We start from the raw sequence: 21917 nt of genomic DNA, 5'->3' as shown, positions 1-21917 counted from the left end.
TCCACGAACCGCACCACGTCGGCTTCGGCGACGTCGATGACAGCTCGGTGCCGCGCGCAGGCACCGGGCAGGTCTCCGAACCCGCGTCGCGGACCAGCGTTCACAGCTGCACTGCGACGTCGATAACCGCGATCGGCTCCTGCCGCCAGGCCGCCAGCAGCGCGTTGACGACCCCGACCGTGTCCGTCCACCCGGCACGCCCACGCAGACCGGCGGCCAGCAGCGTCGTGGGGACCTGCCCGTCGCGCAGCAGTTGCTGCCAGCCCGCGACGTCGAGCTCCAGGTATTCCAGCGCGGGCAGCGCGGTGACCGCGGAGAGGTCCGCGACGGCGGCGGCTTCGGTGACCAGGGTGCGCAGCCGGTGACCGGACAACCCGGACAGGTCGCAGGGCGCAGCCGCGACTCTGACGTACAGCACCTCGGTCGCCGGCTGGACATCGGCGAGCGTCCTGCCGGTGCGCGCGCCGACCCGTACCAGCAGCGCGTCGTCGGGACCCGGTTTCGCCAACGTGGCGGGCCGGTCGGTGAGCAGTTCGGTCAGCGAGGGTGCCAGCCAGCGTGCGCCGGCCGACAGCTCGTGATCCACGAACAGGACCTGTCCGATCGTTCCCTGCGGCCCGGGGGCGAGGTCGACGACGTACAGGTTGCCGCCGCCGTCGTCGCCGACCACGAACCATGCCGGTGAGGCCGCCAGCTGCTGTACCCGGCCGTACGGGTCGGGGGCGACGACCTCGGTCGCGCCGTATCTCCAGGACAGGTACCGGGCCCGCGGTTCCAGGTAGGCGCGGGCGTCGGCGTCGGCCAGTGGCACGATCCGAAGGCCGTAGAAGCGCTCGCCGTCGGCGGGCTGCAGGATCAGGGTGCCCTCGGCCGCGGCGAGGAACAGGGCCCGTACGTCGTCGGGCAGTGCGGTGCCGAGGTCGGCCTCGGCCGCGGCAAGCTCGACCGGGTCGGCCGGGCGCGCGTCCGGCAGCAGCTGCCGGACCAGTGCGGTGACCGTGCCCGCGTCGGCGCCCGCGGAGGCGGCTACGTCGTGGCGGACCGGTTCGCGGCGGTACGGCTCCGGGTGGGCTCCGGCGACCAGGTGCACGTCCTCCAGCAGGTCGCTGCCCATCCCGAACGAAACCTGCGGCGTGGCGGCGACGATGCTCACCACCGCCGTGCCCGCGCGGGTGGTGACGACGCGTACCGCGACGGTCTGTCCTCCGGTCAGCGCGCCCAGCGATCGGAGCCGGTCCGTCGGCCGCTCACCGGGCTCCGCTGCCCGCCCGGCGCGGCGGTGGTCGCCGTCGTAGGTGATGGAGCCGCCGAACCCGCCCGGCGACATCGTGCCGCGGAACTCGGCCTGCTCCGCCTCGGGGGGCATACCGTCGCGCAGCGCGGCGACGAACGGACGCCATGCATCGGCCTGGAACAACGCAGTGTCGATCATCAGTCGATGGTAGGGGCAGCGCGGCCACACTCGCCCGCGACCACCTCGGGCGATCGAGGAGGCTGACTGCTTGCCGGCCTGTGCCCGATGCCGTTGTGCACGGGTTGTACGCGCACCGCCGTAGCATCCGCAGCCGTAATAGCACGGTGAGTTCGGTAACCCTGAACGACACTTGGAGACCCGGCTGTGAAGACACCCCTCAGAGCACTGCTCGTCGCCGCCATGCTCGCCTCTGTCATCGCGGTGCCCTCCTCCGCGACGGCGGCGCCGGCGACGCCCGACTTCGGGCCGTCCATCGACGCCTACGCCGCCTACGACGGGCAGCGCACCTGCGACGCCAGCGAGAAGCCCGGCGTCGCCGGATTCCGTGACATCCTCAACGCCACCTATGGCTGGCGCAACTCCGGCATCGGGCGCGCCTGCAACGACGGCGGGCAGAGCGAGCATAAGGAGGGCCGGGCCCTCGACTACGTGCTGAACTACAACGACGGCGGTCAGCGGGCCGTCGCCGATGACATCCTGAACTGGCTGTTGACCACCGACCGGTACGGCAACGCCAACGCCAACGCCCGCCGCCTGGGCGTCATGTACATCATCTGGAACCGGCGCATCTGGTACGCGTCCGATCCGTACGCGGGCTGGCAGAACTACTCGTGCAGCGGCGACCCCAGCGACTGCCACACCAACCACATCCATTTCAGCTTCAGCTGGGCCGGTGCGCTCAAGCAGACCAGCTGGTGGCGTTCGGCGGCGGCCCAGGTCTACGAGGCGGGTGGCGGCAGCAGCGGCTGGCAGCCCCTGCCGGTGAGCGGCAGCACGGGCCCGGTCAGCGGGAGCGCCGTATCCACCTTCACCGCCGGCGGCGTCAAGTACATCTACACCGTGCGCGGCGGCCAGGTGTTCGAGGCGGCGAGCAACGCCGGCTGGCGGAACCTGTGGACCGGCATCGGCGGCGTGGACGGCGGCGCGGTCGCCGCGATGGTCCACGAGGGGGTGAAGTACGTCTACACGGTCGTCGGCGGTGTCGTGCACGAGGCGAGTAGCGCCAACGGCTGGCGCAACATCTCCACCGGTATCACCGGGGCCAGCGGCAACACCCTGTCGGTGATCAGCCTCGGCGGCGTGAAGTACATCTACACCGTGGTCGGCGGCGTCGTGCACGAGGCGCACAGCGCCAACGGCTGGCGCAACCTGTCCACGGGCGTCCCTGCCACGTCGGTGGCGGTGACGACCCTCAACGGCGTCAAAATCATCTACACGGTACGCGGTGGCCAGGTGTTCGAGGCGGCGAGCAACGCGGGCTGGCAGAACCTGTGGACCGGCATCGCCGGCGTCAGCGACGCGGCGCTGGCGGCCACGACGCTCAACGGCGTCAAGTACATCTACACGGTGGCCGGCGGGGTCGTGCACGAGGCGCACAGCGCCAACGGCTGGCGCAACCTGTCCACCGGCGTCGGCGGCAGCAGGGTCAGTGCGCTGACCCTGAACAGCTTGAAGATCCTGTACACGATGTAGGTCCGTGGCGCGGGTCCGGCCGCCGCCGCGGCCGGACCCGCCGCAGCGGCGTCCCCGGATCCGGGGACACCGAACCGCATCTCCTACGCCGTCCGGCTGGCGGCGATGCGGGCCATGCGCCATCCGGGCGACGCGGTGCTGCACATTCTGGCCGCGTGCCGGGACAGCCGGGTCAGGTGCGGGTCCGTCAGGCGACCGTGACCGGCAGGCGCGTGTGGCCGCGCAGCGTCAGCTGGGCGCGGTATGCGGGTTCGCCGGCCAGGGCCAGCCCGGGGAAGCGGGCGAGCAGGCGGGGGAACGCGATCTGCGCCTCGGTGATGGTGAGCAGTGCGCCGGGGCAGAAGTGCGCGCCCGCGCTGAACGTCAGGTGGGCGTTGTCGAGCCGCTCGGGCCGGAACGAGTCGGGGTCGGTGAACCTGGCCGGATCGCGGTTGGCCGCGCCGAGCAGCACCAGCACCGAGGATCCGGCCGCGACGCCGACGCCGTCGATCTCGGTGTCGACGGCGGTCCACCGGGTGGTCAGCTGGGCCGGTGACTCCAGGCGCAGGAACTCCTCCACGTAGGACGCGGCGAGTTCGGGCTGCTCCCGGAGCCGCTGTGCCGCGTCGGGATGGCGCAGCAGCACCTCCAGCCCGTTGCCGAGCAGGTGGGTAGTGGTCTCGAACCCGGCGTTGAACACCAGCACCAGCGCCGACAGCAGTTCCTCGTGGGTCAGCGGGGCGTCGTCCTCACCGGCCGCGGACAGCACGGTCACCAGGTCGTCGCGGGGTTCCTTCCGCCGCTGGCGAACCAGTTCGGTGAAGTACGCGCTGAGTTCGGTCGCCGCCTTGTCCGCCACCGCGAACTTGTTCTCGCCGCCCGCGTCGAGCACCGCGCCGATCGCCGAGACGTGGGGCTGGAACCACGGGCGGTCCTCGACGGGCACGCCGAGCAGCTCGCCGATGACGTTGGAGGGCAGCGGGTAGGCGAACTCCTTGATGAAGTCGACCTCGCCGCCGTGCTCGGCGAGGCGGTCGAGCAGGTGCTCGACCTGCTGGGTCACGGTGTAGGTGAGGCTGGCGACCCGGCGGGCGGTGAACTCGCGCGTGATCAGGCGGCGCAGGCGTGCGTGCTGCTCGCCGTTGATGAACATCATCGAGTTCATCAGGACGGTCAGCGACGGGTGTTCGTCCCAGCCCGGCAGCTGTGAGCCGAGCTTCTCGGCGTCCAGGACCCGGAAGGCCGGGTCGCGCAGCACGCGGCTGACCGCGTCGTAGCCGTGAACGACCGCCGCGTAGTGACCGGTCAGTGGCGCGACCGGGCCGGTGGCGTGCAGTGCGGCGTAGTGCGGGTACGGGTTGCGGCGGCCCTCTTCGGTGTGCAGGGCCTGGAGCGTGGCGGCAGCGGACACCCGACCCATAATATTGATGAACATGGATCTAAGTTGACAATGTCGGATGTGCGACTCACGTTGAGTAGCCGAACTGCTGCACTATGTCGCCGTATCGTGCCGTGATCGCCGCGAGGTGCGCCTCGCTCAGATGGTTGCGCCAGTCCCCGGCCACCCCGCGCCGGTAGTGACTGTGCACGTCCTCCTCACCCGGCCGCCGCCCGCGCGAGAGCCGCTCGAAGGAGAAGCGGGCCAGGGCCCCCGAGGCGTACGCCATGGGCAGGCGGCGCAACGGAACCGGCGGCAGGATGCGCCGCGCCCGGGCCAGCGAGCGCGGCGCCTCGCGCCGGTCGGCCAGGTTCCACGTGCACGCGGCACGCCGTAGCCGCTCGAACGTGCCCGGCGCGGCCAGGTCGAGGTGGGACAGCGCGCGCGTCCAGGCGGCGTAGGGGTCGGCGACCATCTCCTCCATGCGCAACTCCAGCACGCCCGGGTTGGCGTAGTTCCATTCGCGCATCGGGTCCAGGAACACGCCGCTGAACTCGATCTCGGCGAGCAGCCCGGCCTCGACGTCGAGCCCGGACAGCAGGCGGCGGTGTGCGACGAGCTCGTGCCACACGATGCCCATCAACTGCTCGGGGTGGCTGTTGCGGTGGCTGAAGTAGCCCGACACGATGATGTCGCGAGGGTCGCGGATGACGTTGAGCCCGCGCAGCGGCGGCAGGGTCTCGAACTGGGCCTGGGTCACGTTGGTCATCACCAGCAGGTCCGGCTGCTCCGCCCGTACGAAGTCGCCGACGCTGGCGTGCCCGCTCCACTGCTCGGTCGCGTGCACGGTGAGGACCTTCAGGCCCAGCGCGTGGGCGGCGTCGTGCAGGATGCTGCGCGCCCATGTCGAGGCGGTCTTGTGGCGCCCGAAGAATGCACGCAACACTGAGTGCTCCACACGTTGACCCTAGGTGACAGTCACGTGTGTCTATCTAGAATCGTCCGTTCTGTCAAGGCGGCGGTTCCAGCACCGCCGTGACGGGTGGCGACCAGCCGCGATCCCGGCGTCCCGGCGGCCCTGGCCACGACCTGCGCGGCCTGCTGCCCGCACCAGCCGATCAGCTCCACCGGGGTGCGCCGGCAGGCGAAGTCCTGCGCCGTGTCGACGCGCTGCCGCGTCATAGACCACGCCCGCAGCCTAGGCCGACACCGGCTCGGCCGGGGTCACCGGTGCGGCGAGCAGGGCCAGCATCCCCGCCAGGGCGAACGCGGCCCCGTATCCGGCCGGGGCGATGAGCAGCCCCAGCGCGGCGGGCGTCAGGGCGGCACCGATGTTCTGGACCGTGTTCTGGGTGCCCAGGGCGCGACCCGCCCAGACCGGCCCGGCGTGCTCGGCGACCGCGGTGTAGGCCAGGCCGTTGCCGCTCATCGACACCGCGACCGCCAGCACCAGCAGCGGCGCGGTCAGCCCCGAGTCGGCCTGCGTCGCCGTGGCGACCAGCAGCACCACGGCGGCGTTGACCACCGCCAGTTGCCGCATCGGCCGCAGCCTGCTGGCCACCGCGTCCGACCAGCGTCCGCACACCAGCCTTCCCACACCACCCAGCAGGTACGCCACGGCGGCCGCCCGCCCGGCCGCGAACTCCGACCAGCCCCGCTCGCCGACCAGGTACGCGACCGCGAAGACGCTCGTCGTGTACTGAGGCACCACCAGCAGCAGGCTCGCTCCGTGGATGCGCCACAGGTCCGAGGTCCGGTACGGCGAGGCTGCCGCGGCGGCGACCGCCCGCGTCGGCCGGGGCGGGTCCACGGCGAACACCCCGACCGCGGCCGCCGCCACCAGGCAGACCGCCGCGCAGGCCAGCAGCACCCCGCGTACCCCGTGGTCCTGGGCGACCAGCGGCGTGCCGAGCCCGGCCAGCGCGCCGGACACCGGCAGCGCGGTCTGGCGCACCCCCATCGCGAACCCGCGCCGCTCGGGCGGGAACCAGCCGAGCACCACCCGCCCGCTGGCCGCGTTGCCCGACGCGCACGCGGCACCGGCCAGCGTCAGCGTCAGCCCCAGCGCGGCCAGGCCGGTGGCGTACGCGGCGGCGGCCAGCGTCGCGGTCGCGCAGACCAGCCCGATCGTCATGGTCAGCCGCTCGCCGTACCGGTCGGCGCACCAGCCCCAGGCGATCAGCGCGAGCACCATGCCCGCGCTCGGCGCACCCAGCAGCAGGCCGACGTCGCCGAGCCCGAACCCCTGGGCACGCAACGCTGGCACGAGCAGGATCAGCGCGCCGGTCGGCAGGTAGCACGCGCCCTGGGCGAGCATGCCGAGTCCCAGCATCACCCAGCGGTTCGGCTGCCCCATCAGCCGACGGTAAGGGCAGGGCAGCGGGCCGCGATACGTGATCCTCGTCGCCCGTTGACCGGTTTTACTACGCCGTGCGATGCTACGCCCGACGTAGTAGAGGAGTGATGATGGCCGGACTAGCCGACCTCGGCAGGTTCTCCGAACCCGCGCTGCACATCCTGATCAGCCTCGCCCCCGGGCCCAAACACGGCTACGCCATGCAGGACGACATCGCCGAGCTCACCGGCGGCCGTCCCGGCCCCGGCACCCTCTACGGCGCGATCCGCCGCCTGGAGGAGCACGGCTACATCGAGGCGCTGCCCGAACAGGACCGCCGCAAGCCCTACCGGCTCACCGACGCCGGGCGGGCCGCGCTCAACGCCGAACTGCAGCGCATACGCTCGCTGGCCGCCACCGGCCTGCGCCGCCTGGCAGCCGCCTGATGCGCGCCCCGCTGATCCGCGCGGTGCTCGCGGTGTACCCGGCCGCGATCCGCGAACGCTACGGCGACGAGATCGCCGCCATGCTGCACGACAGCCCCCACCCCGGCCGGGACCTGGCCGACACGGCCTGGTGCGCGCTGCGCGACCGGCTCAGCCAGCGCCGGGCGGCGATGACCCCGGCCCGCGCCCGCGCGGCCGTGCTCACCCTGCTCTGGCTGATGCTGACCCCGGTCGGGCTGAGCGTCGCCTGGATCCTCTGCCTGCTCCCGCTGTCGATGCTGGGCGGTCCCGTCATGGAACTGGTCGCCCCGGCGATCGATCATCACCAGGTGATGCCGACACTGCTCAGCCTGCAGGTCCTGCCGGTGAGCTGGCTGGCCCACCGCCTGGGCCGGGCCACCGGGCGGTCTGGACGGGTCGCCTTCTCCTGGCTCGCGGTCCCCCTGGCCATCGGGGTGACCATCGCGGCGCTGGCGGCACTGCCCGACCCGTGGCCAGGCGACCTCTACGGCGGGCACCCGGCCGGATCCGGCGCGGCGGTGCTGTGCTGGGCGGCCGGCACCGCGGTGCTCGCCCGCGCGGTGCGCAGACGGCAGCGGCAGGGCAGGCGGCGCGCCGCGCGGGTGCTCGCCCTGGCCGGTGGGTTCGCGGTACTCGACCTGGCCATCGCCGTGTTCGTGCTGCTCGCCGTGGGCCCGGCGCGCGCCCCGCTCGGCTATGCCCCGCTGTGGTTCCCGAGCGCGCTCACCGGCGTCGACCTCGGCCTGGTCGACGGCGACCGGTGGATGCTCGCCGACACCGCCAAGATCCTGCCCGGCATCCTGACGGTCTGCACGGTGTACACCCTGGCGCTGGTGAGCGCCGTCGTCCCGGATCGGTCGCGGGCCTCGGCTCCATCGGCTTGACTCTCACGTAACGGCAGGAACGAACCTGGTTCTCGGAAGGGAGAGAACCGTGGCATACACCGTGGGCAAGGTCGCCGAACTCGCCGCAGTGACCGTGCGGACGCTGCACCACTACGACGAGATCGGCCTGCTGTCGCCCAGCGAGCGCTCGGCCACCGGCTACCGCCGGTACGACGAGGCCGACCTGGAGCGGCTGCAGCAGATCCGCTACTACCGGGAGCTGGGGTTCTCGCTGGAAGAGATCGCGGCCATCCTCGACGATCCGCAGTCCGACGCGACGGCGCACATGCGCCGCCAGCACGAGCTGCTGACCGTGCGCATCAAGCGCCTGCAGGAGATGGTCACCGCGATCGAGTTCGCGATGGAGGCAAGGAAAGTGGGCATCAACCTCACGCCCGAGGAGCGCTTCGAGGTCTTCGGAGACTTCAACCCCGACGATCATGCCGATGAGGCGGAGCGGCGCTGGGGCGGCACGGACGCCTACCGGGAGTCCAGCCGCCGCACCGCCGCCTACACCAAGGACGACTGGCTGCGCCACCAGCAGGAGAACGAGGACTGGGGCCGCCGGTTCACCGCGCTGATGGACTCCGGCGCCCCCGCCGAGAGCCCCGCCGCGATGGCGCTGGCCGAGGAGCACCGCCAGCTGATCAGCACCTGGTTCTACGAGTGCGGCTACGAGATCCACACCGGCCTGGCCGACATGTACCTCGCCGACGACCGCTTCACCGCCACCTACGAAGCGATCAAACCCGGCTTGACGCAGTACCTCCACGACGCGATCCACGCCAACGCCGTGGCCCGCGCCTAGCCCCGGCCGCGACGATCTTGCGCGAACTGTGGGTACGACACGCCCTCATGGGCGAACCCTGACCAGTTCACGCAAGATCGTCGCGATCTTGGCGGGTCAGCCGGCGGTCTTGATGTGGGTGTCCGGGCCGGGGTAGAGGATTCCCTCGTGCTGGTCGTCCTCCCAGCGGACGGTGTACGGCGGGCTGCCGTCCTCGTGCGGCACGGCGGTGATCAGCCCGATCCTGCGGTGGTCGCCGACGTGCGTGCCCTCGACGACGATGGTGTCGCCTACCTTTGCCTTCATGGTGTCCACCTCCCCGTCCATTGTCCGGAGGAATCGGGGCGAGGTGCACGTTTCGGCCAACCGTGGCACCCGGCCCTCCATGCCACACTGCCGATCATGACCCTGTCCCTGGTGTACGAGACGCACTCGCCGACGCTGGACAACGAGTCCGGCCACGCGACCGGCTGGCTGCCCGGCGAGCTGTCCCCGACCGGCCTGCGCAAAGCCGCCGAGCTGGGCGAGCGCCGCCGGGACGAGCGCATCGACCTGGTCGTCAGTTCCGACCTGCACCGGGCGGTGCAGACCGCCGAGATCGCGTTCGGCGGCACCGGCGTCCGGCTGCGGGCCGACCCGAGACTGCGTGAGATCAACTACGGAAACCTCAACGGTATGCCGGTGACGCGCCTGGACGCCGAACGCGCGCACCGCGTCGACGTGCCGTTCCCGGACGGGGAGTCCTACCGGCAGGTGCTGGCACGCGTGGCCGACCTGCTGGAGGAGCTGGCCGCCGGACACGACGGGCGACGGGTGCTGCTCATCTCGCACGCCGCGCCCCGGTACGCCCTGGCGGTGCTGCTCGCCGGCGCGGACCTCGCCGAGCAGGTGACCGCCCCGTTCACGTGGCAGCCCGGCTGGTCGTACAGCCTGCCCGGGGGCTGGGTCAGGCCGACCGGGCCCAGTGCAGCGGGCTCTGCTCGGTGAACCCCGCCCGGCGCAGCACGTTCGCACTCGGCTCGTTGTCGTACTCCAGCGTCGCCACGACCCGCCGCGCCCCGAGGCGCAGCGCCAGGTCGACCAGCGCCGCCGCGCCCTCCGACGCGTAGCCGTTGCCGCGCGCGGACTCGGCCAGGCCGTACCCGATCTCCACCGTGCCCTGCTCGTCGGGCGCACCGTGGAACCCGACCCCGCCCACCACCAGCCCGGACGCCCTGACCTCGATGTTGTACGGCACCCACGGCCCCGCGGGCGCACCGGCCTGTAGGAACATCCGGGCCGCGCTCTGGTCGCCGTCGAACGGGTAGTCCTCGGCCCAGCGCGGGTCCCGGGGCGCGCCGTCGGCGATCCGCGCGGCGACGATCGGGGTGAAGGGGTGCAGCACCAGCCGCTCGGTCTCGATCACAAGTCCAGCAGCGTACCGGCGGCACCCCCGGCGTGCTCACCCGGGAGGAAACAGGCATCATGCCTCCCATGACGTGGACCGCCCCGCAGATCACCCGCACCGACGAGCCGTACGCCGCCGACGAGCGCGCCCTGCTGGAGGGCTACCTCGACCGCCACCGCGCCACGCTGCTGCACAAGTGCGCCGGGCTCACCGGGCAGCAGCTCGCCGAAGCCGGCTCACCGCCGTCGGCGCTGACCCTGCTCGGCCTGGTCCGCCACATGGCCGACGTCGAGCGCACCTGGTTCCGCCGCCGCGTGCGCGGCGAGGCCGTCGCGTCGCTGTACGCCCACCCCGACGGCCGCCCCGGAGCCGCCTTCGACCTCGCCGATCCGGCCGCAGCCGAAGCCGACCTCGCCACGCTGCTCGCCGAGCAGCAGGCCTGCCGCGCCGCCGTCGCCGCCGCGTCGCTGGACGACACGTTCGTGCACGAGCGCATCCAGCAGACCATGACCCTGCGGTGGGTCTACCTGCACATGATCGAGGAGTACGCCCGCCACAACGGCCACGCCGACCTCATCCGCGAAGCCCTCGACGGTGCCACCGGCGAATGAGACTAGGCTCGTAACCGATACCGCAGCCCAGCTCAGGAGCGCATACCGTGTCCGGTCCGGCATCCGCGCAGCCGTGGCGCGAGCGCCTGCACGCCGACTGCTCGCGCTGCTTCGCGCTGTGCTGCGTGGCCCCCGCGTTCGCCCGCTCGTCGGACTTCGCGATCGACAAACCAGCCGGGACGGCGTGCCCGAACCTGCGCGCCGACTTCGCCTGCGGCATCCACACCGGGCTGCGTGAACGCGGCTTCGCCGGGTGCACCGTGTTCGACTGCTTCGGCGCGGGCCAGCAGGTCGCCCAGGTGACCTTCGGCGGCCGCGACTGGCGCGCCGCGCCCGACAGCGCCCCGGACATGTTCGCCTCGTTCGCGGTCATGCGGCACCTGCACGAACTGCTGTACTACCTGCACGAGGCCGTGTCACTGCGCCCCGGCGGCACCCTGGACGCCGACCTGGCCCGGGTGCTGGCCGGCACCGAGCAGCTCACCGGCGGCACCCCGGCCGAACTGGCCGCACTCGACGTCGCCGCACTGCGCCGCGAAGCCGCCGACCTGCTGCGCCAAGCCAGCGCCGCCGCCCGGGGCCGCGGCGGACGCCCCGGCCCCGACCGGTCCGGGGCCGACCTGCTCGGCGTCGACCTACGCGCCGCCGACCTGCGCCGGGCCAGCCTGCGCGGCACGTACCTCATCGGGGCCGACCTGCGCGGCGCCGACCTGCGCGGAGCGGACCTGCTGGGCGCCGACCTGCGCGGAGCCGACATCCGGGGCGCTGACCTCACCGGCTGCCTGTACCTGATCCAGTCACAGCTCGACGCGGCGCGCGGCGACCAGGGCACGCTGCTGCCCTCGGTGCTGACCCGGCCCGCGCACTGGCCCGCCACGCACACCGCCACCGGCGACGCGACCAGCCGCCCCCGCCCCGGGCGACCGCGCCGCGGCCGCGGGAAATCCCACCCGGCGGCGTAGGTGTGTACACAGACGCCCAGGTCAGCGGCGTGGCGGGTCCGGCTGCCACGCGCGGCTGTTCCAGCAGGTCCGGCAGCCGCTACCCTCAGTGTGTGGACCGCCGCGATCGCCGCAGTGCCGCGCCCCCGAGTGCGCGGCCCGGTCGCCGTGCCCTGGTCGCCCCGGACCTGGCCGCGCTGACCGGCCCGACGTCCGGCGTCGCGGTGCTGCCGCACCGGCTGTTCTGGCAGGCCGACCGCCACATCGACCTCGACAACCCGCACCTGCTGCAGTGGATGTACGAGACCGTGCTGCGCGAGGCCGCCTCCGTCGAGGAGCAGCGCGCCTGGCTCGACGGGCCGACCCTGGTCCGGCTCTGGCCCCAGCTGTTCCTGCCCCGCGCCGTGCGCCGGGCCTGGGAGGAGCGCCACCCGGCGCTGCGCGTACCCGTCGCCGTACGGTGACCGGCGTTTCCATGACAGTCGAGGAACTGCAGGTCGACGTCGCCCGGATCGCGCTGGGTGTCGCGCAGGCGCACGGGTTCGCCCTCGGCGGCGGGCATGCCCTCAACCTGTACGGCATCGTGCACCGCGCCACCGAGGACGTGGACCTGTTCACCGACGTCGACGGCGGCGTACGCGCCGCGGGTGCGCTGGTCGCGCAGGCGCTGCGCGCGGCCGGCCTGGACGTCGACGTGTACGGCGACGACCTCGGCGAGGTCTTCGGTGGCCTCGACGACGAGCTGGTCGAATTCCAGATCACCCGCGACGACGCCGTGATGCGGCTGACCCTGGCCCGGTTCGACCGCAACCGCGGCACGGTCGTCATGGACATCGGCCCGGTGCTGCACATCGAGGACGTGCTCGGCGGCAAGGTCGCCGCCCTGGCGACCCGCGCCGAGCCCCGCGACTACATCGACGTCGCGGGCGCGCTGCGCGACTACCGCCGCGACCAGCTCGTCGAGTTCGGCCTGCGCGCGGACCCGGCCCTGTCCGACGAGGACTTCGCCGCCGCGATGGACCGCCTCGACCGCCTCGCCGACGTCGTCTGGCAGCAGCTGTACGGCCTGACCCCCCGGGCCTGCGCCACCGTGCGCACCGCGTTCGCCGACTGGCCGCGCTCATCGGGCTGAACCCGCACGACGCGGCACTGCGCGCCGACTAACCTCAGCCGGTGACCGACGATCTGCTGAACCGCCTCGAACACTTCTACGACGCCGTGCCCCGCGACCGGGCCAAGGTCGAACGCCATGGCGGGCTGGAGCTGTTCCTGAAGCAGAACACGCCCTACCCGTTCTACGCCCGGCCCGTGCTCGGCGGACCCGCCCCGACCGCCGCCGACCTCGCCGCCGTACGTGCCCGCCAGCGCGAACTCGACGTGCCCGAGTCGTTCGAATGGGTCGACGAGACCACCCCCGGACTGCTCCCGCTGGCCGAGGCCTCCGGCCTGACGGTGCTGCGCGCACCACTGCTCGTGCTCGACCCGGCCCGGCTGACCGCAGCCACTGACCTGGCCCGCATCGTCGACGCCGACGACCCCGACGCCGCCGCGCAGCTGGCCGCGGTCGCGGCCGTCGCCCACGTCGGGTTCAGCTCACCCGGCACCGGGGTCGGCGACTCCGGTGTCACCGAACGGGACACTGCCATGTCCGATCCCGACGGCGACACCCTCACCCGCCAGCTGGCCGACATCCGCGACGGCGTACGCGCCAACGCGTTCGCCGAGCTGCCCGGCCAGGGCGCGGTCGCCAGCGGCATGTACCAGCGCGCTGGGGACGTCGCCGAGATCGTCGGCGTCGCCACCCTGCCCTCGGCCCGCCGCCGAGGCCTCGGCGGAGCCGTCACCGCCCTGCTCGCCCGCCACGCCCTCGCCCAGGGCGCGCGCACCGTGTTCCTGTCCGCCGCATCCGAGGACGTCGCCCGCGTGTACGAACGCCAGGGTTTCGTCCGCGTAGCCACCGCCTGCATCGCCGACCCGCCCGCCTGAACCCCCACCCCCGCTCCGCGAGGAAAGGAAGGGCACCTTCACAACGCTCAGCGTTGTAGAAGGTGCCCTTCCTTGTCTCAGATGGGTTCGACGCCTGCCGGCAGGCGCGACCAGGCCGATTCTTCGTGCACGTACGCGAGCAGCACCTCGCGCAGCGCGCGGGCGGCGTGGGTCGGGGTGACGTCGCGGCGGTGCGCCAGGGCGATGGTGCGCTGCACGCCCGGCGGGGCCAGGGGCGTGGAGCGCAGCCGGGTGCGCCCCGACAGGACCAGCGACGGCACCAGCGCCACACCCATCCCGGCCTCGACGAAGCCGAGCACGGCGTCCATCTCGCCGCCCTCGATCGCGAACGTCGGGGTGAACCCCGCTCGGCGGCACGCCTCCAGGGTCGCGTCGCGCAGGTCGTAGCCGGGGCGGAACATGACCAGCGGCTGACCGTCCAGCTCGGACAGGTTCAGGGTGCCCGCCTCGGTCGGCGCGGGCAGTGTCGTCGCCGACGCGACGACCAGGCTCTCGCGCAGGATCGGCTCGGCCCGCAGCGCCGGGTCGGTGCCCTGCTCGGGCAGCACGATCAGGGCCAGGTCCAGCCCGCCACGGGCCAGCTTGCCGACGAGGTCCTGCGAGCCGCCCTCCTCCAACATCAGCCGAACCCCCGGATAGCCCTCCTGGTAGCGGCGCAGCACCGGGGCGACCAGGCTGGTGCACAGGCTCGGCGTGGCCCCCAGGCGCAGCCGCCCGCGGCGTACCCCGATCAGCTCCTGGACCTCGAGCCGGGCCGTCTCCACGTCGGCGATGATGCGCCGGGCGCGGGGCAGCAGCGCCTCCCCGGCCGGGGTGATCATGATGTTGCCGCGCGAGCGGGTGAACAGCGGCGCGCCGAGTTCGGTCTCCAGCACGTGGATCTGCTTGCTCAGCGACGGCTGGGTCACCCCGGCCTGCTCGGCCGCCTGGGTGAAGTGCCGCGTCTCGGCGACCGCCACGAAGTATTTGAGCTGCTGCAACTGCACTTCGATAGCGTATAGCCATGGTCTTTGCCAGGCTGATGTCGTCAGGCTCGGCCCCGGCACCGTCAAGTCGGCCAGCTCGGCACCGCCGCCGGTCAGGCGTCCCGTGCAGCAGGCTCCAGGTCGGCCCGCGTCGCTCTCGCGGCCGGGACACGACCGCCGGACTCTTCAGGCCCGTCGGCCTGCTGCCCGACGGTATAGGTCCACAGCTCCGGGACCGCGCGGACGATCGCGGCCACCGCGGCGGCGGTCAGCAGCCCACCCGCCGCGATGGCGACTCGGGGCCCGGCCAGCGCTGACCCCGCGCCGTGCAGTACATGGGCGAGCTGCGGTCCGCCCATCACGACGACGGTCAGCGAACCGGAGATCCGGCCCCGCAGCGCGTCGTCGGTGTACGCCTGCGAGATCGCGTTGCGGCACGTGCTGAGCACGAAGTTCACCGCGCCACCCGCCGCCAGCGCGACCACTGCCAGCCACAACCGCGGGGCGAGCGCCAGCAGCACCACCGCCAGACCCCACGCCGCCGCGGCCGAGGCCATCAGCGCCCCGTGCCGCCGGGCCCGCGTGAACACCCCGGAGGCGAGCCCGGCCGCGAACACCCCCGCCGGGTACGCGGCATACAGCAGCCCGAGCTGCGCCCCGCCGCCAGCGGCTCCGCCGTAGTTCTGCTGGGCCAGTTCCGGGAACAGCGAGAACGGCAGCCCGAACACCATGGCGGCCAGGTCGACGGCGAGCACCGCGACCAGCAGCCGCCTGCCCACCAGGTACCGGAACCCGTCGAGCACCTGCCTGGCGGCCGACGTGACGGCAGCCGCGGCTTGCGGGGCAGGTGCCAGGGGCGGGAGCCGGTGCACCGCCCACAGCATCGCGGCCAGCGCGACGGTGTCCAGCAGGTACAGCGTGTCCAGGCCCAGCAGCGGGATCAGTGCCCCGGCCAGCAGCGGCCCGGCGATCGCGCCGCCGTAACGGACCAGCGAGCTGAGGCTGGTCGCCGCGGCCAGCAGCTCGGCGGGCACCAGCCGTGGCACCACCGCCCCGGTCGTCACCAGCACCGTGCCGTAGCTCAGCCCTTGGCACGCGGTCAGCACCAGCACCGCGACCACGGATCCGCCGAGCAGCGCCTGAACCCACAGCCCGAGGTACGTCACTGCGAGCATGCCCTGCGCGGCCAGCAGCAGGCGGCGGCGGTCCACCCGGTCGGCCAGCGCTCCGGCCCACGGCGCGGCGACCACCAGCGCGCACAGCGACACCGCGGCCGCCACGCCGACCGTCGCCGACGACCCCGTGAGCGTGTAGAGCTGCGTCGGGACCGCGACGGCCGTGAACGAGCCGCCGACGGCACACACCGCCGACGCGGTCCACAGCCGCCGGAACGCGGGGATCGCCAGCGGCCGCCGGTCGACGGCGTACGCTCCGAGCCTCATGACGCGGTGACGTCGGCGACGACGCAGGCCACGTTGTCCGGCGCCCCTGCCTCGTACGCCGCCGCGACCAGCGCGTCGGCGGCCCGGCCGGGTTCGTCCCGCTCGCCCAGCACGGTACGCAGCACGGACTCCGGGACCATGCTCCACAGCCCGTCGGTGCACAGCAGGAACCGGTCTCCGGGGACAGCTGGATGCACGGCCAGGTCGGGCGGTACGCCGCCGCCGTCGACAGCGGCCGTCAGCAGCGCCCGCCGCGGGTGCCCGGCGACCTCCTCGGGGCTCAGCCGCCCCAGGTCGAGCTGCCCACGCACCCAGCTGTGATCACCGGTGAGCCGCCGCAGACCTCCGTCACGCAGCAGGTAGACGCGCGAGTCGCCGACGTGGGCGACGGCGGCGTGGCCACCGGTCCACAGCAGCGCGGTCAGCGTCGTCGCGGCCGTGCCCGCACCACGGTCGGCGGCGGCGCGCTCAGCCACGGTCCGTACTGCCGCGTCAGCGTCGGCGAAAGCGGCCACGAGCCCTGCGATCGGCACATCCGCAACCCGGTCCGGTGCGCTGGTCGCCGCCTCCAGGTGCCGCAGGGCGGCCACGGCAGCGCTGGCCGCCCTGGCTCCGGCCTGGCCGCGCATGCCGTCGGCGACCGCGAGCAGCCGCGTGCCCGCGTAGGCGACGTCCTCCTGGGAGTCGCGGACCAGCCCAGCCTCCGAGCGCGCCGCCGCGCGCAGGTCGCGCCCGGGGGACGAGGAGTCCGGTGCGGCGGACAGCTGACCGACCAGCAGTGCCGCCAGCTGCTCGCGCGCGGCCGTGTCGGCGGCGACCTCGGCCCAGAAGCGGCCGATCTCGGCGGCGGCGGCGTCGGGCGGCAGGCCGCAGATGCGGCGGATGCGGGCCAGCGGCATGTCGAGGCGGCGCAGCGCGGCGATGAGGCGGGCGCGTTCGAGCTGGTCAGGCTCGTAGAAGCGGTATCCCGTCTCGGCGTCCACGGCCGCGGGCGGCAGCAGCCCCAGGTCGTCATACAGGCGCAGGGCCTTGGCGGACAGCCCGGCGGCGCGGGCGAACGCGCCGATGGTCAGCAACCCCACATCCGCTCCCTCCGTCTCGGTCCGCCCATCATGCTGGGCCTTGACCCTGGGTCAAGGTCCAGCCCGAGAGCGGCCGTTTCGGGCAGTGAGTTTGACCACGCCCTGAGTGATGGGTCACAGGTCACCGCGTGGCCAGGGGCACGCCGCCGCTGGCGGGGATGCGTTCACAGGCTGCATTCAGGCTTACAGCGCGTTTTCACATAGCCCACGGCTATGAAGAGTGCGTACGCCATGCATTGGACGCCTGATCCACTTCGTCCTAGCCTCCGAGTCGTGGCAGTAGCGAATCAGACCCTCTCCCGACCTGGACTTTTCCGTTCATCGGTCGGCCTCAAGGTCATCATGGCGATCTCGGGCACGGCTCTCGTGCTGTTCCTGATCCTGCACATGGTGGGCAACCTCAAGATCTTCTTTGGCGCCGAGGCGTTCGACCACTACGCGCACTGGCTGCGCGAGATCGGCGCTCCGCTGCTGCCGCACTCGGGCTTCCTGTGGATCCAGCGGGTCGGCCTGCTGGTCGCGCTGGGCCTGCACATCTGGTCGGCGGCGGTGCTGACGATCCGCGCCCGCAAGGCACGCCCGGTCAAGTACGCCCACCGCAAGCCGGTCCAGGGCAGCTACGCCGCGCGCACCATGCGCTGGGGCGGCGTGATCGTCTTCTTCTTCGTGGTCTACCACATCCTGGACCTGACCACCCGGACGTTCAACCCGGTCGCCGACCCCGCCCAGGCCAACGCGGCCATCGTGCAGGGCTTCGCCCCCGGCCGCTGGTACGTCACCGCCTTCTACGTCCTGGCCGTGGTCACCCTCGGGTTCCACCTGCGCCACGGCATCTGGAGCGGGCTGCAGACCCTCGGGGTCAGCAACGCCCGCCGCGAGCGCGTCCTCAAGGCCACCGCGTTCGCCGTCGCCTTCGTCACCTGCGCGGGCTTCCTCGCCGTTCCGTTCGCCGTACTCACAGGGTTGGTGAAATGACCATGACGGACTACTACACCCTCGGCGACCCGGTCGCCGACACCAAGGCGCCCGACGGCCCGATCGAGACCCGCTGGGAGCGCCGCCGCTTCGGCGCGAAGCTGGTCAACCCGGCCAACAAGCGCAAGCTCACCGTGATCGTCGTCGGCACCGGTCTGGCCGGCGGCTCGGCCGCGGCGACCCTGGGCGAGCTGGGCTACCAGGTCAAGTCGTACTGCTACCAGGACTCCCCGCGCCGCGCGCACTCCATCGCGGCGCAGGGCGGCATCAACGCCGCCAAGAACTACCGCAACGACGGCGACTCGGTGCACCGGCTGTTCTACGACACCGTCAAGGGCGGCGACTTCCGCAGCCGCGAGTCGAACGTGCACCGCCTGGCGCAGATCTCCGTGCAGATCATCGACCAGTGCGTGGCGCAGGGCGTCCCGTTCGCCCGCGAGTACGGCGGCCTGCTCGACACCCGCTCCTTCGGCGGCGCGCAGGTCTCCCGCACCTTCTACGCCCGCGGCCAAACCGGCCAGCAGTTGCTGCTGGGGGCGTACCAGGCCCTGGAGCGCCAGATCGCGGCCGGGACCGTGACGATGCACGACCGGCACGAGATGCTGGAACTGATCATCGTCGACGGCAGGGCTCGCGGCATCGTGGTCCGTGACCTGGTCACCGGCGAGATCAGCACCGAGTTCGCCGACGCGGTCGTGCTCGCCTCGGGCGGCTACGGCAACGTGTTCTTCCTGTCGACCAACGCCAAGGGCTGCAACGTCACCGCCTCGTGGCGGGCGCACCGCAAGGGCGCGCTGTTCGCCAACCCCTGCTACACCCAGATCCACCCGACGTGTATCCCGGTCTCCGGCGACCACCAGAGCAAGCTGACCCTGATGTCGGAGTCGCTGCGCAACGACGGCCGCGTATGGGTGCCCAAGGCCAAGGGCGACAACCGCGTCCCGGCCGACATCCCCGAAGACGAGCGCGACTACTACCTGGAGCGCATCTACCCGGCGTTCGGCAACCTGGTGCCCCGCGACATCGCCTCGCGCGCCGCGAAGAACGTGTGCGACGAGGGCCGCGGCGTCGGCCCCGGCGGCCTGGGCGTCTACCTGGACTTCGCCGCCGCGATCGGCCGCCTGGGCCGCGACGCGGTGGAGGCCAAGTACGGCAACCTGTTCGAGATGTACGAGCGCATCACCGGCGAGGACCCGTACTCCACGCCGATGCGCATCTACCCGGCCGTGCACTACACCATGGGCGGCCTGTGGGTGGACTACGACCTGCAGTCGACCGTCCCGGGCCTGTTCGTGATCGGCGAGGCGAACTTCTCCGACCACGGCGCCAACCGGCTGGGCGCGTCCGCGCTGATGCAGGGCCTGGCCGACGGCTACTTCGTGCTCCCGAACACCATCGGCGACTACCTGGCCGCTGGCCCGTTCCCGAAGCTCGACGGCGAGAACGTCGAGGTCGCCGAGGCCCGCAAGCTGGTCGAGGACCGCATCGCCAAGCTGTTGTCGATCAACGGCGACCGGACCGTCGACTCCTTCCACCGCGAGCTGGGCCGCATCATGTGGGAGTACTGCGGCATGGAGCGCACCGACGCCGGACTGCGCAAGGCGATCACCGAGATCCGCGAGCTGAAGGCCGAGTTCTGGCAGCGCGCCAAGGTGCCCGGCGACGGCGAGGGCCTCAACCAGTCCCTGGAGCGGGCCGGCCGGGTGGCCGACTTCTTCGAGCTGGCCGAGCTGATGTGCATCGACGCGCTGCACCGCGAGGAGTCCTGCGGAGGTCACTTCCGCGCCGAGAGCCAGACCGAAGAGGGCGAGGCCGACCGCGACGACGAGCGCTTCAGCTACGTCGCGGCCTGGGAGTTCGGCGGCGATACGCCGGTGCTCCACAAGGAGGAGCTGACCTTCGACTACGTACACCCGAGCCAGCGGAGCTACAAGTGACCGAGAAGCTGATGAGCCTCAAGCTGCGCATCTGGCGGCAGGCCGACGCGCAGGACAAGGGCAGCATGGTGACCTACCAGCTGCAGAACGTCTCTCCGGACATGTCGTTCCTCGAGATGCTCGACGTGCTCAACGAGCGGCTGACCCTCGACGGCGAGGACCCGGTCGCCTTCGACCACGACTGCCGCGAGGGCATCTGTGGCATGTGCAGCCTGGTCATCAACGGGATCCCGCACGGCCCGGAGAAGGCGACCACCACCTGCCAGCTGCACATGCGGCACTTCACCGACGGCCAGACGATCGACATCGAGCCGTGGCGGGCCGCCGCGTTCCCGGTCGTGAAGGACCTGGTCGTGGACCGCCGCGCCTTCGACAAGATCATCCAGGCGGGCGGGTACATCTCCGCGCCGACCGGCTCCGCGCCGGACGCCCACGCCAGCCCGGTGCCCAAGGCGGACGCCGACGCCGCCTTCGAGGCCGCGACCTGTATTGGCTGCGGCGCGTGCGTCGCGGCATGCCCGAACGGCTCGGGCATGCTGTTCACCGCCGCGAAGATCACCCACCTGGGCCTGATGCCGCAGGGCCAGCCGGAGCGCCACACCCGCGTCATCGACATGATCAACGCCCATGACGAGGCCGGCTTCGGCGGCTGCACCAACACCGGCGAGTGCACCTCGGTATGCCCGAAGGGCATCCCGCTGGAGACCATCGCGCGCCTCAACAAGGACTACCGCCAGGCGCTGCGCGCCGCGAGCTGAGTCCGCGCCGTCCCCGCCGCAGACGGGAACGGCAACGAACGGCCCGCGAGTGCCGAGTCGTACGTGACGACTCGGCACTCGCGGGCCGTTCACTCTCCCCGGCCAGGTTGCCGCTCCGGGTGATGATCGTGCAGACTCCGCCGGGTGAACGCGATCTCCGTCTGGCCCCGGCCCCAGCACCAGCCCTCAGCGCGCAAGGCGTCGGTGGCGCTGGTCGCCTTCTCCACGGAACCGCTCACCCCCGACGCGCCGCTGGACGCCCGCCGGTTCGGGATGCCCGCCCACCCGTCGGTGCAGGAACTCGACGTGCGCTCCCACGCCCGCGAGAACGACCCGGGCTGGTTCGACGACTGGCACACCGGTGCGCTGGCCGCCATCGCCGAACGCGACCTGCCGGACCATGCGGTGCTGCAAGCCGCACGACACTGCCACATGGTGCGGCTGGAGGTCGACGATCCCGCCGACCTCGGCCACCTGCAGGTCGCCTGGGCCGTCGCCGGGTGGCTGGTCAGCCAGGGCTCGCTCGCGATCCTCGACGCCCACGCCCACCGGTGGCACCCTGGAGCCGCCGTGGCCGCGCTGGCCACGGACCGCCCGTTCGTGCTCGACGCCGAGGTGGGGATCATCGTCGAGACCGGCGACGGACCCGGCCTGGCCGTGCACACCCGCGGCCTGGCCAAGTTCGCCCGCCCGGACCTGATCGCCATACCGGAGACCGGCGAGCACGACCTGCTGGCACAGGTGCTGTGGCGGCTGGCCCGGCTGTCCGCCGATGGCGCGGACATCCCGGTCGGCCAGCGTATGCGCTTCGACGAGCAGCACGCCTTCACCACGGTCGCCTACCAACCCGACGTCAACGCACCGCAGCTGAATCTGAACAACGACGGCCTGCTCATCGTCGCGGTGTGAGGCCGGGCACGGCCGCGATGGCCTCGCGGTGTGGTCACATCAAAAATGGTGTGACCACATCGAAAGTGATGTCGCGCAAAACCGCGATGCCCACCGGAGCGCCCCGCACTCGCGGTCGTCGGCGTC

23 protein-coding genes are annotated in these 21917 nt (G+C 72.4%); 14 read left to right on the top strand and 9 right to left on the bottom strand.

Translation table 11 applies throughout. From position 1 onward, the window contains the following. Positions 1–100: 100 nt before the first annotated feature. Entirely contained in the window at positions 101–1432 is a 1332-nt protein-coding gene (locus HAV40_RS00315) for an SMI1/KNR4 family protein (RefSeq protein WP_166377799.1), read from the bottom strand. A 186-nt stretch (positions 1433–1618) separates the two neighbouring features. On the opposite strand from HAV40_RS00315, the gene HAV40_RS00310 reads away from it, so the two are divergent. After that, complete coding sequence (locus HAV40_RS00310) at positions 1619–2947, top strand: VldE C-terminal domain-containing protein (protein WP_166377797.1); 1329 nt, start codon at positions 1619–1621, stop codon at positions 2945–2947. A 187-nt stretch (positions 2948–3134) separates the two neighbouring features. On the opposite strand, the gene HAV40_RS00305 is transcribed toward HAV40_RS00310, so the two are convergent. From HAV40_RS00305 to HAV40_RS00295, 3 genes are all read right to left on the bottom strand, one after another. Then, positions 3135–4337 (bottom strand): cytochrome P450, encoded by a 1203-nt coding sequence (locus tag HAV40_RS00305; RefSeq protein ID WP_239086194.1) that lies wholly within the window; start codon positions 4335–4337, stop codon positions 3135–3137. A gap of 55 nt (positions 4338–4392) precedes the next feature. Next, on the bottom strand, positions 4393–5250 hold the full coding sequence (locus tag HAV40_RS00300) for a sulfotransferase family protein (RefSeq protein ID WP_166377795.1): 858 nt from the start codon (positions 5248–5250) through the stop codon (positions 4393–4395). 252 nt (positions 5251–5502) lie between these two features. Further along, on the bottom strand, positions 5503–6660 hold the full coding sequence (locus tag HAV40_RS00295; protein ID WP_166377793.1) for an MFS transporter: 1158 nt from the start codon (positions 6658–6660) through the stop codon (positions 5503–5505). Positions 6661–6770: 110 nt separating this feature from the next. Here HAV40_RS00295 and HAV40_RS00290 point away from each other — a divergent pair, with 110 nt between their 5' ends. The 3 genes from HAV40_RS00290 to HAV40_RS00280 are packed head-to-tail and all read left to right on the top strand — an operon-like array spanning position 6771 to position 8798. After that, a complete protein-coding gene (locus HAV40_RS00290; RefSeq protein WP_203671251.1) occupies positions 6771–7085 on the top strand; it encodes a PadR family transcriptional regulator in 315 nt (104 codons plus the stop codon). Further along, on the top strand, positions 7085–7990 hold the full coding sequence (locus tag HAV40_RS00285; protein WP_166377789.1) for a hypothetical protein: 906 nt from the start codon (positions 7085–7087) through the stop codon (positions 7988–7990). Before HAV40_RS00290 ends, HAV40_RS00285 begins: the two co-directional genes overlap by 1 nt. Positions 7991–8039: 49 nt before the next feature. After that, complete coding sequence (locus tag HAV40_RS00280; protein WP_166377787.1) at positions 8040–8798, top strand: MerR family transcriptional regulator; 759 nt, start codon at positions 8040–8042, stop codon at positions 8796–8798. 96 nt (positions 8799–8894) lie between these two features. On the opposite strand, the gene HAV40_RS00275 is transcribed toward HAV40_RS00280, so the two are convergent. Beyond that, on the bottom strand, positions 8895–9083 hold the full coding sequence (locus HAV40_RS00275) for a DUF1918 domain-containing protein (RefSeq protein ID WP_166377785.1): 189 nt from the start codon (positions 9081–9083) through the stop codon (positions 8895–8897). 96 nt (positions 9084–9179) lie between these two features. Here HAV40_RS00275 and HAV40_RS00270 point away from each other — a divergent pair, with 96 nt between their 5' ends. After that, entirely contained in the window at positions 9180–9764 is a 585-nt protein-coding gene (locus tag HAV40_RS00270) for a histidine phosphatase family protein (RefSeq protein ID WP_166377783.1), read from the top strand. Here the strand turns inward: HAV40_RS00270 and HAV40_RS00265 are convergent. After that, positions 9724–10182, bottom strand: a complete 459-nt coding sequence (locus HAV40_RS00265) for a GNAT family N-acetyltransferase (RefSeq protein ID WP_166377781.1) — start codon at positions 10180–10182, stop codon at positions 9724–9726. The two genes, HAV40_RS00270 and HAV40_RS00265, sit on opposite strands and share 41 nt — an antisense overlap. A 68-nt stretch (positions 10183–10250) precedes the next feature. On the opposite strand from HAV40_RS00265, the gene HAV40_RS00260 reads away from it, so the two are divergent. The 5 genes from HAV40_RS00260 (at position 10251) to HAV40_RS00240 (ending at position 13702) form a co-directional block, all read left to right on the top strand. Further along, positions 10251–10775: a DinB family protein gene (locus tag HAV40_RS00260; RefSeq protein ID WP_166377779.1), complete on the top strand. Its 525-nt coding sequence runs from the start codon at positions 10251–10253 to the stop codon at positions 10773–10775. A 47-nt stretch (positions 10776–10822) separates the two neighbouring features. Next, the gene (locus tag HAV40_RS00255) at positions 10823–11737 is read left to right on the top strand and encodes a pentapeptide repeat-containing protein (protein WP_166377777.1); all 915 of its coding nucleotides are present in this window, start codon (positions 10823–10825) and stop codon (positions 11735–11737) included. Between the two features lie 92 nt (positions 11738–11829). Next, a complete protein-coding gene (locus HAV40_RS00250) occupies positions 11830–12180 on the top strand; it encodes a hypothetical protein (protein ID WP_166377775.1) in 351 nt (116 codons plus the stop codon). 11 nt (positions 12181–12191) lie between these two features. Beyond that, positions 12192–12848: a nucleotidyl transferase AbiEii/AbiGii toxin family protein gene (locus HAV40_RS00245; protein WP_166377773.1), complete on the top strand. Its 657-nt coding sequence runs from the start codon at positions 12192–12194 to the stop codon at positions 12846–12848. 41 nt (positions 12849–12889) lie between these two features. Continuing rightward, on the top strand, positions 12890–13702 hold the full coding sequence (locus tag HAV40_RS00240) for a GNAT family N-acetyltransferase (protein WP_166377771.1): 813 nt from the start codon (positions 12890–12892) through the stop codon (positions 13700–13702). A 77-nt stretch (positions 13703–13779) separates the two neighbouring features. Here the strand turns inward: HAV40_RS00240 and HAV40_RS00235 are convergent, their stop codons facing one another. From HAV40_RS00235 to HAV40_RS00225, 3 genes are all read right to left on the bottom strand, one after another. Beyond that, on the bottom strand, positions 13780–14715 hold the full coding sequence (locus tag HAV40_RS00235) for a LysR family transcriptional regulator (protein ID WP_166379983.1): 936 nt from the start codon (positions 14713–14715) through the stop codon (positions 13780–13782). 86 nt (positions 14716–14801) lie between these two features. After that, a complete protein-coding gene (locus HAV40_RS00230) occupies positions 14802–16130 on the bottom strand; it encodes an MFS transporter (protein ID WP_166377769.1) in 1329 nt (442 codons plus the stop codon). Then, on the bottom strand, positions 16127–17212 hold the full coding sequence (locus HAV40_RS00225; RefSeq protein WP_166377767.1) for a MerR family transcriptional regulator: 1086 nt from the start codon (positions 17210–17212) through the stop codon (positions 16127–16129). The genes HAV40_RS00230 and HAV40_RS00225 overlap by 4 nt, the downstream gene beginning before the upstream one ends. A 342-nt stretch (positions 17213–17554) precedes the next feature. On the opposite strand from HAV40_RS00225, the gene HAV40_RS00220 reads away from it, so the two are divergent. From HAV40_RS00220 to HAV40_RS00205, 4 genes are all read left to right on the top strand, one after another. Then, positions 17555–18187, top strand: a complete 633-nt coding sequence (locus HAV40_RS00220) for a succinate dehydrogenase cytochrome b subunit (RefSeq protein ID WP_239086196.1) — start codon at positions 17555–17557, stop codon at positions 18185–18187. After that, positions 18184–20124, top strand: a complete 1941-nt coding sequence (locus HAV40_RS00215; RefSeq protein WP_203671250.1) for a fumarate reductase/succinate dehydrogenase flavoprotein subunit — start codon at positions 18184–18186, stop codon at positions 20122–20124. Before HAV40_RS00220 ends, HAV40_RS00215 begins: the two co-directional genes overlap by 4 nt. 11 nt (positions 20125–20135) lie before the next feature. Next, positions 20136–20882 carry a succinate dehydrogenase/fumarate reductase iron-sulfur subunit gene (locus tag HAV40_RS00210; RefSeq protein ID WP_166379980.1) on the top strand — a complete coding sequence of 249 codons (747 nt, stop codon included), beginning with the start codon at positions 20136–20138 and terminating at the stop codon, positions 20880–20882. A 144-nt stretch (positions 20883–21026) separates the two neighbouring features. Beyond that, positions 21027–21791 (top strand): hypothetical protein, encoded by a 765-nt coding sequence (locus tag HAV40_RS00205; RefSeq protein WP_166377765.1) that lies wholly within the window; start codon positions 21027–21029, stop codon positions 21789–21791. The last annotated feature ends 126 nt before the right edge of the window (positions 21792–21917 follow it).

This window comes from Catellatospora methionotrophica (assembly GCF_011297335.1).
In the GTDB taxonomy this organism is placed as follows: Bacteria; Actinomycetota; Actinomycetes; order Mycobacteriales; family Micromonosporaceae; genus Catellatospora; species Catellatospora methionotrophica.
This window is presented reverse-complemented; position numbering and strand designations above follow the sequence as displayed.